This window comes from Streptomyces sp. NPDC051452 (assembly GCF_044454765.1).
Lineage (GTDB): Bacteria > Actinomycetota > Actinomycetes > Streptomycetales > Streptomycetaceae > Streptomyces.
Genome location: NZ_JBITEB010000008.1, coordinates 101,966 through 115,175 on the forward strand (window position 1 = coordinate 101,966; position 13,210 = coordinate 115,175).

General features: G+C 71.9%; 12 protein-coding genes and 1 pseudogene. 1 reads left to right on the plus strand and 12 read right to left on the minus strand.

The annotated features are described in order from the left end of the window. Positions 1 to 55: 55 nt before the first annotated feature. The 5 genes from ACIBA9_RS20245 to ACIBA9_RS20265 are packed head-to-tail and all read right to left on the minus strand — an operon-like array spanning position 56 to position 5,520. Positions 56 to 1,540, minus strand: a complete 1,485-nt coding sequence (locus ACIBA9_RS20245) for an HAD-IA family hydrolase (RefSeq protein WP_399365062.1) — start codon at positions 1,538 to 1,540, stop codon at positions 56 to 58. Between the two features lie 35 nt (positions 1,541 to 1,575). Beyond that, the gene (locus ACIBA9_RS20250; protein WP_399364759.1) at positions 1,576 to 2,652 is read right to left on the minus strand and encodes an ABC transporter ATP-binding protein; all 1,077 of its coding nucleotides are present in this window, start codon (positions 2,650 to 2,652) and stop codon (positions 1,576 to 1,578) included. A gap of 5 nt (positions 2,653 to 2,657) precedes the next feature. Continuing rightward, entirely contained in the window at positions 2,658 to 3,479 is an 822-nt protein-coding gene (locus ACIBA9_RS20255) for an ABC transporter permease (protein WP_399364761.1), read from the minus strand. Continuing rightward, positions 3,464 to 4,363 carry an ABC transporter permease gene (locus ACIBA9_RS20260; protein ID WP_393900111.1) on the minus strand — a complete coding sequence of 300 codons (900 nt, stop codon included), beginning with the start codon at positions 4,361 to 4,363 and terminating at the stop codon, positions 3,464 to 3,466. Before ACIBA9_RS20260 ends, ACIBA9_RS20255 begins: the two co-directional genes overlap by 16 nt. Next, complete coding sequence (locus ACIBA9_RS20265) at positions 4,360 to 5,520, minus strand: ABC transporter substrate-binding protein (protein ID WP_399364764.1); 1,161 nt, start codon at positions 5,518 to 5,520, stop codon at positions 4,360 to 4,362. Before ACIBA9_RS20265 ends, ACIBA9_RS20260 begins: the two co-directional genes overlap by 4 nt. A gap of 223 nt (positions 5,521 to 5,743) precedes the next feature. On the opposite strand from ACIBA9_RS20265, the gene ACIBA9_RS20270 reads away from it, so the two are divergent. Continuing rightward, positions 5,744 to 6,484, plus strand: a complete 741-nt coding sequence (locus ACIBA9_RS20270) for a GntR family transcriptional regulator (RefSeq protein WP_399364766.1) — start codon at positions 5,744 to 5,746, stop codon at positions 6,482 to 6,484. A gap of 28 nt (positions 6,485 to 6,512) precedes the next feature. On the opposite strand, the gene ACIBA9_RS20275 is transcribed toward ACIBA9_RS20270, so the two are convergent. The 7 genes and pseudogenes from ACIBA9_RS20275 to rpe all read right to left on the minus strand — a co-directional run bounded on the left by ACIBA9_RS20275 (position 6,513) and on the right by rpe (position 13,062). Then, positions 6,513 to 6,965, minus strand: coding sequence for an Lrp/AsnC family transcriptional regulator (locus ACIBA9_RS20275; RefSeq protein WP_189951605.1), 453 nt, complete (start codon positions 6,963 to 6,965; stop codon positions 6,513 to 6,515). A gap of 27 nt (positions 6,966 to 6,992) precedes the next feature. Further along, positions 6,993 to 8,483 (minus strand): amino acid permease, encoded by a 1,491-nt coding sequence (locus ACIBA9_RS20280; protein ID WP_399364768.1) that lies wholly within the window; start codon positions 8,481 to 8,483, stop codon positions 6,993 to 6,995. Positions 8,484 to 8,829: 346 nt separating this feature from the next. Further along, the gene (locus ACIBA9_RS20285; protein WP_393900122.1) at positions 8,830 to 10,272 is read right to left on the minus strand and encodes a GuaB1 family IMP dehydrogenase-related protein; all 1,443 of its coding nucleotides are present in this window, start codon (positions 10,270 to 10,272) and stop codon (positions 8,830 to 8,832) included. A 94-nt stretch (positions 10,273 to 10,366) separates the two neighbouring features. Then, entirely contained in the window at positions 10,367 to 10,735 is a 369-nt protein-coding gene (locus tag ACIBA9_RS20290) for a barstar family protein (RefSeq protein WP_399364770.1), read from the minus strand. Next, a complete protein-coding gene (locus ACIBA9_RS20295) occupies positions 10,732 to 11,157 on the minus strand; it encodes a ribonuclease domain-containing protein (RefSeq protein ID WP_399364772.1) in 426 nt (141 codons plus the stop codon). The genes ACIBA9_RS20290 and ACIBA9_RS20295 overlap by 4 nt, the downstream gene beginning before the upstream one ends. 83 nt (positions 11,158 to 11,240) lie before the next feature. After that, a pseudogene (locus ACIBA9_RS20300) lies at positions 11,241 to 12,285 on the minus strand (sugar-binding transcriptional regulator). 90 nt (positions 12,286 to 12,375) lie between these two features. After that, complete coding sequence (rpe, locus tag ACIBA9_RS20305) at positions 12,376 to 13,062, minus strand: ribulose-phosphate 3-epimerase (protein ID WP_399364774.1); 687 nt, start codon at positions 13,060 to 13,062, stop codon at positions 12,376 to 12,378. Between the last annotated feature and the right edge of the window lie 148 nt (positions 13,063 to 13,210).

Consider the following 13,210-nt stretch of genomic DNA (forward strand, 5'->3'; position numbering starts at 1 on the left):
GAAGCGATCCCGCGGGCGCACCGCCTGACCGGTCCCGCCCCCGCCCGGCGGTGGGTTACCTCAGGGGCAGGGCGAAGGTGGTGAGGACCGCCGCGTGATCGGACGGCCATGTGTTGTGCGCCACGTCCGGCCAGGGGCGCGGGGTGCCGGTGACGACGGTCCGGGAGTCCAGCACGGTCAGTCCCCGGTGCAGCACGTAGTCGATCCGGTCCTGCGGTTCGGGTCGTCCGCTGCCGTCCTCGTGCACCGGATGGATCGGCGACCAGGTGTGCCCGGGTTCGACGGCGGGGTCGGGGTGGGCCTCGCGGAAGGAGTCGGCGAACCCCGCGTCGGCGGCCGCCCGGGTCACCGGCCAGGCCACCTCCGGCCAGTCGAGGTGCGAGGGGCAGTTGAAGTCGCCGACGAGGACGACCGGGACCCCGTCGGTGGAGGTCTCGCCGATGCGGCGCAGGGCGTCACGCATCTGTGTGAGCCGCGTCTCCTCGTGGGCGATCAGCTCCTCCGCCGCCAGCCCGGCGAGGACGGCCTCGTAGGGCCCGTAGGGGGTGTAGTGCAGGTGCACGGTCCATATGTCGACCTCGCGGCCGGTGACCGTCGCGAGACGGACGCCCGCGGCGCCGTAGAAGCCGACGTCCGGGTCGCCGAAGCGGGCCGTGATCGGGTGGCGGCTGAGGATGCCGAGGTTCTCGCCGGCCCGGTGGTGGTGCCAGCCGAGGGCCCCGGCCAGCTCCTCGGTGGCGGTGCCGCCGGTCTCCTGGAGCCCGACGACGTCGGCGCCGCTGTCGAGGATCACCCGGAGCTGCTTGGCGCGGTGGTCGTCGACCCTGCTGCCGCCGAGCCACAGGTTCCAGCTCAGGACGCGCAGTCCGGGCGCGGCCATCCGGCGCAGTTCCGCCTCGGTGACGCCGGCGAGGGTGTCGCGGACGGTCCGGCCGGGCGCCGGTGCGATCGGCGCGAGCGAGGGGACGGCCAGTACGGCACACCCGGCGGCCTCGGCGGAGGCCACGCCGGTCTCCGTGTCCTCGACGGCGACGCACGCCGCCGGGTCGACGCCGAGGGCGCGGCAGGCGGCGAGGTAGGGGTCGGGCGCGGGCTTGGTGCGGACGGTGTCGTCCGCGGTGACCGAGGCCGCGAACCGTGTCGCGCCGAGGGCGTCGAGGACGAGGTCGGCGACCGCGCGCGGGGACGCGGTGACCAGGGCGGTGGGGACACCGGCGGCGGCCAGCCCGTCCAGCAGGTCCAGGGCGCCGGGGCGGGGCACGATGCCGGTGCGGACCCGTTCGGCGAACTCGCGGTGCAGGTCGGCGGCGAGGTCGGGGGCCGGCCGGCCGGTGGCGGGGGCGAGCCAGGCGGCGGTGTGCTCGACCGGCCGGCCGAGCACGTCGGGCTGGTCGGCCTCGGTGAGCGGGCGGCCGGCGACCTGCTCGACCGCCTCCCACCACAGTCGCTCGGTGTCCACGAGCGTGCCGTCCATGTCGAAGAGGACTGCCTGCAGCGACCCGGGCGGGCTCTGCGGGCGGGCGGGGGTGTGGGAGGGCACCGGTCGGTTGCGGGGGGTCACGTCGGAGTCCTTCCTCACTTCTGGATGCGTTCGGCCACCAGCACGGGCCGTTCGGGCAGCGACACGCTGACGGCGCTTCCGGCGCCGAGCCCGGTGGCCTCGTGCGCGGGCAGGTCGGCCTTGGCCTCGGTGCCGTCGGCGAGCCGTACGGTGATCCGGACGACCGCGCCGAGGAAGGCCGTGGCGACCACCCGGGCGCCGCCGTCCGCGTCGGCACGCACCCGGACGGCCTCGGGCCGCACCAAGACGTCCACCGGACCGTCCGCCACCTCGCCGTCGGCCGGCAGCCGCTGTCCGAGCACCTCGACGGTGCCGTCCGTCAGCTCTCCCGGGACGCGGCTCATCGTGCCGACGAACTCGGCGACGAAGGCGGTGGCGGGGCGGCCGTACAACTCGGCGGGCGCGGCGCACTGTTCGAGCCGTCCGGCGCGCATGACGGCGACCCGGTCGGCGACCGAGAGTGCCTCCTCCTGGTCGTGGGTGACGAAGAGGGTGGTGATGCCGAGTTCCCGCTGGAGCCGGCGGATCTCCTCGCGCAGGGTGAGGCGCACCTTGGCGTCCAGCGCGGACAGCGGCTCGTCGAGCAGCAGCACGCGCGGGCGCAGGGCGAGGGCGCGGGCGAGCGCGATGCGCTGCTGCTGGCCGCCGGAGAGCTGGTGCGGGTACCGCTCGCTCTTGTCGGCGAGGCCGACCAGCTCCAGCAACTCGGCGGCGCGCGTCCGCCGTTCGCCGGTGCGGACCCCGCGCATGCGCAGTCCGAAGGCGACGTTGTCGGCGGCGTTCAGATGCGGGAAGAGGCTGTACGACTGGAAGACCATGCCGGCGTCGCGGCGGTGGGCCGGGACGCGGGTGACGTCCTCGCCGTCCACGAGCACCGCTCCGGAGTCGGGGTGTTCGAACCCGGCGAGCATGCGCAGCGCGGTGGTCTTGCCGCAGCCGGAGGGGCCGAGCAGGGCCAGGAACTCCCCCGGCCGTACGGTCAGGTCGAGTCCGTCGAGGGCGACGGTGGCACCGAACTCCCGGCGCAGTCCGCGGAATTCGACGGTGGCGGCCTTCTCTGCGGTGGCCTTCTCGAGCGTGGTGACGGTCATGTGGGTCATCCCCGGGAAGAAGCGGTTCGGTTGCGTTCGCCGCCGGCACCGGCGAGCGCGAGGAGCAGGGCCCAGGTGACGAGCAGGCTGAGCACGGACACGGCGACGGACATCTGGGCCTGCGAGCCGCCGACGTCGTAGATCCACACGGCGAAGGGCCGGAAGCCGAGCAGCTGCGCGACGGTGAACTCCCCGAGCACCAGCGCCAGGGTGAGGAAGGCCGCGTTGAGCAGGGCGCCGCGCAGATTGGGCAGGACGGCCCGCACCAGCGCCTGCGGCCAGGAGGCACCGCAGCTGCGCGCCGCCTCGACGAGGGTGCGTACGTCGATGGAGCGCAGCCCGGCGTCCAGGGCGCGGTAGACGAAGGGCAGGGCCATCACGACGTACGCGAGGACCAGCACCACGGGGAAGTTCTCGTCCTGGATCACCACGAACGTCTGGAACAGCGGGGTGCGGGACAGGTGCTCGGGGCCCCACTTGAGCACGGTGACGATCCCGGCGACGAACGCGATCGGCGGTACCACCAGCGGCAGTGAGCAGACCACCTCGACGACCGGCCGCAGCCGGGGCGAGCCGAGCCGCAGGGCGACCACGGCGGGCACCATCAGCAGCAGCACGACCGCGATGGTGGCGAGGGCCAGTTCCAGCGAGAGCAGCAGGCTGGGGACGAAGCCGTCGGCGGACAGGATCCGGGTGTAGGCGTCGAAGGTGACGCCGTGGCCGGGCACGTCGACGGTGAAGACCACGGACGCGGCCAGCGGCGCCAGGAAGTACAGGGCGGCCAGGCCGAGGACGGCCCAGCGCCAGGGGGTCAGGCGTCGAGCCATCGCGCGCTCCGTCGTTGCAGGGGCAGGTACACGGCCATCACCAGGCCCGCCACCAGCACCATGTCGAGGCTGAGGGCGAGGGCCACGTTCTCCTGGCCGACCAGCACGTTGCCGGACAGGGCGTCGGCGATCTGCAGGGTGACCAGCGGGACCGCGCTGCCGACCATCGCGGCGGCCGTGGCGTAGGCGGCGAAGGCGCTGCCGAACAGCAGCACCAGGCCGCCGAGCAGGGAGGGTGCGAGCACGGGCAGGGCCACGTGCCGCCAGTACTGCACACCGGTGGCGCCGTTGTTCAGCGCGGCCTCCCGCCACTGGGAGCGCAGTCCGTCCAGGGCCGGGGTGATGGTGAGGACCATCAGCGGGATCAGGAAGTAGAGGTAGACGAGGACCAGGCCCCAGAAGCTGTAGAGGCTCCAGCCGTGGTCGGTCAGGCCCAGGCGCACGGTCAGCACGCCCGCGTTGCCGAGGGTGGCGACGAAGGCGAAGGCCAGCGGGACCCCGCCGAAGTTGGCGAGCACGCCGGAGGCGGTCAGCACGGCCTCGCGCAGCGCGCGGGAGCGGGAGCCGACCACGGCCTGGGCGAGCGGCAGCCCGAGCAGGACGCCGAGTCCGGCGGAGATCCCGGACAGCTTCACGCTGCCGAGCAGCGCGGTGAGGTACGGGCCTCGCAGTGAGGTCGTCATGTTGGCGCCGGTGTACGAAGTCGCCCCGGTCGTCGGGTTCTTGACGGTGAAGGCGCCGTCCAGGACGGCCAGGGCCGGCAGCCCGAAGGCGATGGCCGTGAAGACCAGCAGGGGCAGCACGGCGAGCCAGCCGGGGGCGCGGCGCCGTCGCTTCGCCGAAGCGACGGGCGCCACGTCCACACGCGTGAGGGTCGCGGTCATCCGGAGACGGCCTTGCCCCAGCCCTGCGCGATGACCGTCTTGGCCTTGCTCTGCTGGTCCTCGGTCGGGAAGGAGGGCGTGCCGGTGACCTTCGGGAGCTTGGCGGCGGCGGTCTTGTCGAGGGTGCCGGCCTTGTCCAGGGCGGCCATCAGGACCGGGCGGGCATAGCCCTTGAGCCAGAGGTTCTGGCCCTCGGCGCTGTAGAGGTATTCCTGCCACAGGCGGGCGGCCGCCGGGTGCGGGGCGGTCTTGTTGACGGCCTGGGAGTAGTACTGGGCGTACCGCCCGTCGGCCGGGATGGCCACCGTCCAGTCCACGCCCTTGGACTTGAACTCGTCGGCGTATCCGGCGTTCAGGTAGTCCCAGTCGATGCTGATGGGCGTCTCGCCCTTCTCGACGGTGGCCGGGGTGGACTCGACCGGGGTGTAGTTGCCGTTCTTCTTCAGCTTGGCGAAGAAGTCCAGGCCGGGCTGGATGTCGTCGAAGGAGCCGCCGCCGGCGAGGGCGGCCGCGTACACGCCGCCGAAGGCCGAGCCGGACTTGGTGGGGTTGCCGTTGAGCGCGACCTGGCCCTTGTACTGGGGCTTGAGCAGGTCCTTGAAGGTCGTCGGGCAGGACTTCACGCGCTTGGCGTCGCAGCCGATGGAGAGGTAGCCGCCGTAGTCGTTGTACCAGCGGGCCTGCGGGTCCTTCTGGGCCTCGGGGATGTCGGAGTAGGAGGTCACCTTGTAGGGGGCGAGCAGGTTCTGCTGGGCGGCGCCGAGGGCGAAGGAGCTGCCGAGGTCGAGGACGTCGGGCGCGCGGTCCTGGCCCTTGCGGGAGGTGACGGCGTTGATCTCGTCCTGGCTGGTGCCGTCGGGGGCCTCCACCGCGACCTTGATGCCGTACTTCTTCTGGAAGCCGTCGATGAGGGCTCCGTAGTTGGCCCAGTCGCGAGGCAGCGCGATGGCGTGCAGCGTGCCTTCCTTCCTGGCCGCCTTGGCCAGGGCGTCCAGGCCGCCGAAGTCGGCCGCGGAGGTGGCGGTGGCGGCGCTCTTGCCGTTCTCGGTGGTGTTCGACGCGTTGTCGGAGGCGGCGCCGCAGGCGCTCAGAGCCAGCGCGGCGACGACGGCGAGGCAGCCGCCGAGGACGGCGTTTCTCGGCAGGGACACGGTCACGGTCTCTCCAGGGGGCGCACGGGGAGTGGAGTAGTGCGGAAAACTTGTCTGAACAAGTTGGCCTCAGTACGCCCGGCGTCGGTGTCCTGTCCATGAACACCGACGAAACTCCAGACCCCGTTTCCCTGCACACTTTCGGCCGTCTTCCGGTCGACATGGATCACCCGTGGACGTCGACTAGGCTGGTCACGCTGTGCACAGCGACCTTGAGCAGAGGGGAAGCATGACGGCGCGACACGAGGAGATCGCCGACGAGCTGCGGCGCGCGATCGACCGCGAGGAGTACACGGTCGGCAGTCTGCTGCCCTCGGAGTCGGAGCTGGCCGCGCACTACGGCGTCTCGCGCGGCACGGTCCGCCAGGCCGTGTCGGCTCTGACCACCGAGGGGATCATCGGCTCCCGGCAGGGGGCGCGGCGCACGGTCCTGGCCAGCCGCCGCAGCCAGAGCTTCGAGGAGCTTCGCAGCTTCGCCCAGTGGGCCCGCGCGATGGGCCGCGAGGCCACCGGCCGGGTGGTGGAGCAGGAGTACCGGCCGGCCACCCACGAGGACGCCGTACGCCTCCAGGTGGCCGTCGCCACACCGGTGCTGCGGGTGCTGCGGGTGCGCGGGCTGGACGGCGAACCGGTGCTGCTGGAACGCACGGTGTACGCCGGCTGGATCTCCCCGGCGGTGGCGGCGATCGAGCCCGACTGCCCGTCGGTCACGCAGCGTCTGTACGACGACACCGGTCTGGTCTTCGCCTACGGCGAGCACGTCATCGACGCGGTGGCGGCGGGAGCCAGGGACGCCGAGCTGCTCGGGGTCCGCCGGACGAGTCCCCTGCTGCGGGTCCGCCGGGTGACCACCACACGCGAGGGGCGCCCGGTGGAGTGGTCCGACGACCGCTACCGCTCGGACGCCGTGAGCTTCAGCGTGTACAACTCGATCGGCAACAACGCGCTGGCCCGCAAGACGGCGGAATAGGACGGTGGGCACCCCTGCCGGTTTCGCCCTACCCGGGCGCCCCGGAGGAGAAGCGGCGCAGCAGGGGCGAGAGCACCAGCACCGACTTGGTGCGCTCCACGAACGGCTCGCCCGCGATGCGCTCCAGGACGCGTTCGAAATGACGCATGTCGGAGGCGAAGACCTGGGCGATCGCGTCCGCGTCGCCGGTGACGGTCGACGCGGCCACGACCTCCTGGTACCGCTCCAGCCCTCGCTGGATGGTCTCCGGCGAGGTGTTGCGCCGGCAGTGGATCTCGATGTATCCCTCGGTCTCCCAGCCGAGCGCCGCCGGGTCCACCCGGACGGTGAATCCGGTGATGGCTCCGGTGGCCCTCAGCCGGTCCACGCGCCGCTTCACGGCGGGCGCGGACAGGCCGACCATCTGTCCGATGTCCGCGTAGGAGCGTCGGGCGTCCTCGGCGAGGGCGTGCACGATGCGTTCGTCGAGATCGTTCAGCACGTCGGGTGGTTCACTTCTTCGGTCCGGTCACTTCTCTGCCGTCACCGCGAGACCCTCGTCGGTCGCGAGACGGGAACGGCGATAGCCGTACACGAAGTAGAACACGAGCCCGACGGCCATCCAGACACCGAACACGATCCAGGTCACGGCGGACAGGCTCACCATCATCCAGGCGCAGCACACGAAGCCCAGAGCGGGCAGGACCCACGACAGCGGGACACGGAAGGTGCGCTCCATGTCCGGGCGGGTCCGGCGCAGCACCACCACGGCCACGTTGACGAGCCCGAAGGCGAACAGCGTGCCGATGCTGGTGGCGTCGGCGAGCCGGCCCAGCGGGATCGCGGCGGCGAGCACACCGCAGAACAGGGCCACGATGACCGTGTTGGCGCGCGGCGCGCCGGACCTCGGGTGCACCCGGCCGAAGACCTTGGGCACCAGGCCGTCGCGGGACATCGCGAAGAGGATGCGGGTCTGGCCGTAGAGCACGGTCAGGACGACGCTGGCGATGGCGATGACCGCGCAGAAGGCCAGCAGAGTGCCCCAGAAGCTCTGCCCGGTGACGTCCTTCATGATCTGGGCGAGGGCGGCCTCGGAGTCGTTGAACCGCCGCCACGGCCTGGCACCGACCGCGACGGCGGCGACCAGCACGTACAGGGCCGTCACGATGGCCAGGGACAGCATGATGGCGCGGGGCAGGTCGCGCTGGGCGTTCTTGGCCTCCTCGCCGGCGGTGGAGGCGGCGTCGAAGCCGATGTAGGAGAAGAACAGCGTCGCGCCGGCCGCGCTGACCCCGCCCATGCCGAGCGGCATGAAGTGGGAGTAGTTGCCGGACTTGAAGCCCATGAGGCCGATCGCGCAGAACAGCACCAGCGCGGCGATCTTCACACACACCATGATGGTGTTGGCGCGCGCCGACTCCTTGGCGCCGCCGAGCAGGAACGCCATCGCCAGGAGCACGACGATCAGGGCGGGCAGGTTGAACACACCGCCGTCGACGCCGGGCGGATGCGCCAGGGCGTTCGGGAGGGTCACGCCGATGGTGCCGGACAGCAGCTCGTTCAGGTACTCGCCCCAGCCGACGGCCACGGCGGCGACCGAGACGCCGTACTCCAGGAGCAGACACCAGCCGCAGACCCAGGCGACCAGCTCGCCCATCGTCGCGTACGCGTACGAGTAGGAGGAGCCGGAGACCGGGATGGTGCCGGCCAGCTCGGCGTAGGACAGTGCAGAGAACAGGGCGGTGAAGCCGGCTATCACGAAGGACAGGACGACGGCCGGGCCGGCCTTGGGAACGGCCTGGCCGAGGACGACGAAGATGCCGGTGCCGAGGGTGGCACCGATGCTGATCATGGTCAGCTGCCACAGTCCGAGCGAGCGCCGAAGCTGGCCGCCCTCACCGTGGCCGCCCTCGGCGACCAGGCGTTCCACCGGCTTGCGGCGCATGAGGCGCGCGGCGACGCCCGGGGCCGAGGCGGCGGCCGTTGTCTGCTGGTGCGGGGGTGCGCCCTGGTCGAGCACGCGCTGGCTCCTTTGTCGCTGCCGGTCGGTGTGGACGGGGACGGCAGGCGGCTCTGCGACGGCAGGCACCCACCGAGCGGGGTCCCCGCCACGCCACGTACAGCTGAGCACCCTACGAGGCGGGACTTCGCGGGCGTAATGCAGCAACCTTGCGTGTCCACGCATGATCATTGCGTTCCTCCCGCAGGAACGCCCATTCGTTGCACATGGGCCGCCACCCGCCGCACGAAAGCCGCACGGGTCGCCTTTACGGGCGGGTACCCCGGCACGCCGACGGCCCCCGCCCTTCCCTGGTACGGGAGGGACGGGGGCCGGACGAAGCGGGGCCGGACGAAGCCGGGGCGGGTCAGCTCCAGCTGGCGTGCAGCGGCTTGCCCTCGGCGTAGCCGGCCGCGCTCTGGATGCCGACGATGGCCTTCTCGGCGAACTCCTCGAGGGAGGCGGCACCGGCGTAGGTGCAGGAGGAGCGGACACCCGCGATGATCGAGTCGATCAGGTCCTCGACGCCCGGGCGCGCCGGGTCGAGGAACATGCGGGAGGTCGAGATGCCCTCCTCGAACAGCCCCTTGCGGGCCCGGTCGTACGCCGACTCGTCCGACGTGCGGTTGGCCACGGCACGCGCGGAGGCCATGCCGAACGACTCCTTGTAGAGGCGGCCGCCCGCGTCCTGCTGGAGGTCGCCGGGGGACTCGTAGGTGCCCGCGAACCAGGAGCCGACCATCACGTTGGACGCGCCGGCCGCGAGGGCCATGGCCACGTCGCGCGGGTGCCGGATACCGCCGTCGGCCCACACGTGCTTGCCGTACTTCCTCGCCTCGGCGGCGCACTCCAGGACGGCGGAGAACTGCGGCCGGCCGACGCCGGTCATCATGCGGGTCGTGCACATGGCGCCGGGGCCCACGCCGACCTTGATGACGTCCGCGCCGGCGTCGATCAGGTCCTTGACGCCCTCCGCGGAGACGATGTTGCCCGCGACGATCGGCACCTGCGGATCGAGCGCGCGCACCAGCCTGATGGCGCTGATCATCGACTCCTGGTGGCCGTGCGCGGTGTCGATGACGAGCGTGTCCACGCCCGCGTCGAGCAGCTGCTTGGCCTTGCCGGCGACGTCGCCGTTGATACCGACGGCCGCGGCGACGCGCAGCTTGCCCCGCGCGTCGACCGCCGGGGTGTACAGCGTGGCGCGCAGGGCGCCCTTGCGGGTGAGGATGCCGGCGAGCCGGCCCTCGGCGTCCACGGCCGGGGCGTAGCGGCGGTTGGCCGCGTCCAGCCGGTTGAACGCCTCGCGCGGGTCGATGTCCGCGTCGAGGAGCAGCAGGTCCTTGGACATGACCACTTCGAGCTGGGTGAAGCGGTCGACGCCGGTCAGGTCCGTGTCGGTGACGACACCGACGGGCCGCTGGTTCTCGTCGACGACCACGCCGGCGTTGTGCGCCCGCTTGGGCAGCAGGGCCAGGGCGTCGGCGACGGTCTGGTGCGGGGCCAGCACGATCGGGGTGTCCAGCACCAGGTGGCGGCTCTTCACCCAGGACACGACCTCGGTGACGACGTCGATCGGGATGTCCTGCGGGATGACCACCAGGCCACCGCGGCGGGCCATCGTCTCCGCCATACGGCGGCCGGCGATGGCGGTCATGTTGGCGACGACGAGCGGGATGGTGGTGCCCGTGCCGTCCGGCGAGCTGAGGTCCACGCCCTGACGGGAGCCCACCGCGGAGCGGCTCGGCACCATGAACACGTCGTCGTACGTCAGGTCGTACGGGGGCTGGAGGTCGTTGAGGAAACGCACGTGCTGCACATCCCAGGTGGATCGGAGGCGGCCCCCGGACAGGTGTGCCAGGGGGAAAGAGCACGTACCTCATTGTCCCATGTCACGGGGCCTGTCACGCCCCGACGGAACCTCCAGGGTCGTGGCCGATCACCTGGGACGATCCTCCAAGGGCGAGCAGGACGGTGAGGGAGGGGGTGCGGTCCACCGCCTCACCGAACACCTCCTGCGCGGTCCGCCACTCCCCGGGTCGCGCCTCGGCGTACGGCTGCCAGCCCCGGATGAGGATCAGCAGCCCCCGCTCGACGGCGCCCTCGGGCCACACCGTGTGGTCGGCGAGCGAGTCGGCCAGCGCGTCCCAGTTGCGGCCGAACCAGTCGGGCAGTGCCAGGGCCCGGGCGACGGCGTCCATCAAGCCGGCCTTGTCCCGGACGTGGTCCAGCTCCAGCACGACCGTGAACCGGCCCGCCAGGTCTTCGTTCATCGCAGTACCGCCCGGAACGAGTCGTAGTGGTCGTCGGTGTAGTAGATCTCCGCGCCGAGCCCGGTGACCAGGCGCCGGGCCCCGCGGTCGTGGGAACCGGGTGTCCGCACGGTGTACTCGTGGTAGTAACCGCGCTGGTGCCGGGGCAGATGGCCCTCGAGGTTCCCGAAGACGATGCCGTCCCTGGCGTAGGGGTAGGGGCCGCCGTGGTCGACGAGGGCGAGCGTGGCGCGCGCCTCCGCGGGGAGCCGCGACGCCCGGACGGTGTCCATGCCCTTCGCCCACGCCGGGGTGGGGCCGCCCGGGGCGGCGGGGCCGGGGGCCGTGGCGGTGCCCGCGGACGGGGACGAGCATCCGGTCAGCAGGACGCAGAGACAGACGAGCAACCCGGCGAGCGCACGGGGGACGAACCGCAGCAGCATGCGGACGATGCTGCCACGGCCGTCCCGTCACGACGACGTCGCGACCCGCCGGAGGGACCCGGCGGGTGCCTGTCGGACGCCGCTCAGACCCCGTCGGGGTCCGCGCGGTTGAGCGCGGACTTCGGCGCCGGTCCCGCCGTCATCAGGTAGTCCGCCGCGGAGGTGTCCGTCACCAGGCTGGTGACCAGGCCGGAGCGCAGCACCGCGTCGATCGCGGACGCCTTGCGCTGGCCGCCGGCGATCGCCACGACCTCCGGGATACGGCGCAGCTGGTCGGTCTTGACCGTGATGCACCGCTCCCCCAGGTCACGCCCGATCCGGCGGCCATCGGCGTCGAAGAGGTGCGCGGACATCTCGGCGGCGACACCGAGCGAGGCGTAGTGCGCGCGCTCCTCGTCGCTGAGCATGTCGTGCACGGTGGAGATACCGGGCTCCCAGGAGCCGATGGAGACACAGGCGACCGTGACCTTGTCGAAGTACTCGAAGGCCCGGGCGATCCCGGTCTGGTTGCGCAGAGCCACCGCGGTGGCCGCGTCCGGCAGCAGCATCGGCGCGTAGATCGGGTGCGCGTCGCCGCCCGACACCTGCGCGGCGCGGCGTACCGCCTCCACGGATCCGCGTTCGGCGGTGCCGGCGTCGTACACGCCGGTCAGCTGCACCACCGTGCACGGCGGCAGCCGGTCGAGTGCCGCCGCCATGTGGATGGTGGACCGGCCCCAGGCCAGTCCGAGCACGTCCCCTTCGTTGACGAGTTCGCCGAGCAGGTCGGCGGCGACCTCGCCCAGGTTCTCGGGGTCGGGGGTCTCCTCCGCCTCGGCCGGGGATTCGACCACGACTGCGTGCCTGAGGCCGTAGCGGGCGCGCAGCGCGTCGGAGCGCTCCGCGTCCAGCTCGGCCGGCACCCGGATCTCGATGCGCACGAGATCCCGTTCGAGGGCCGTCTCCAGGACCCGGGCCACCTTGAAGCGGCTGACGCCGAACTCCTCCGCGATCTGGATCTTGGATTTGCCCTCGAGGTAGAAGCGGCGGGCCATGGCCGCCGCCTGCACCAGCTCAGCGGGTCCCATCCGCATGGCTGACCGGCCCGCCGACATACCCGACACGGCGATCTCCTTCACTGCTGTTCACACTGTGGATTCGCCGTTCATCCTCGCAGATTCGGCGCAACTGATCCGCCCCGAAGGGCGCCGTTCACTTAACCGTTCACTTACCGGTGGCTCAGTGGTCGCATGCCCACGACGCACCGGCGATGGTGGCCTCCGCCTGCCCCCGCAGCGCACGGACCGCTTCGGCCGGGTCCTGCGCGCCGTAGACCGCCGAGCCGGCCACGAACACGTCCGCTCCCGCCTCCGCGCACCGCTCGATCGTCGAGGCCGATACACCGCCGTCGACCTGCAACCAGATATCCAGGCCGTGCTTGCCGATCAACTCCCGGGTCCGGCGGATCTTCGGCAGCATGATGTCGAGGAACGCCTGGCCGCCGAAGCCCGGCTCGACCGTCATGATCAGCAGCATGTCGAGTTCCGGCAGCAGGTCCTCGAACGGCTCGATCGGCGTCGCCGGCTTGAGCGCCATCGAGGCGCGGGCGCCCTTGGCCCGGATCTCCCGGGCGAGCCGCACGGGGGCGGCGGCGGCCTCCACATGGAAGGTGACCGACGAGGCGCCCGCCTCGACGTACTGCGGGGCCCAGCGGTCGGGGTCCTCGATCATCAGATGGCAGTCCAGCGGGGTGTCCGTCGCACGGGCCAGGGACTCCACCACCGGCACACCGAGCGTCAGGTTCGGGACGAAGTGGTTGTCCATGACGTCGACATGGAGCCAGTCGGCGCCTCGGACCGCCTTGGCCTCCTCCGCGAGGTGAGCGAAGTCGGCGGACAGGATGCTGGGGTTGATCTGCACGGCCATGCCCCAAGCCTGCCATGTCCGGGGCACTGATGTTCGCGCTGGTCCACAGGCGAGACGGTTCATCGCACTTGTACGACCATATGCGACTGCCTGTGGACGACACCGGGCGTACCCCGCCCTGCGACATCCGGCTTCCGCCCGCCGTAGA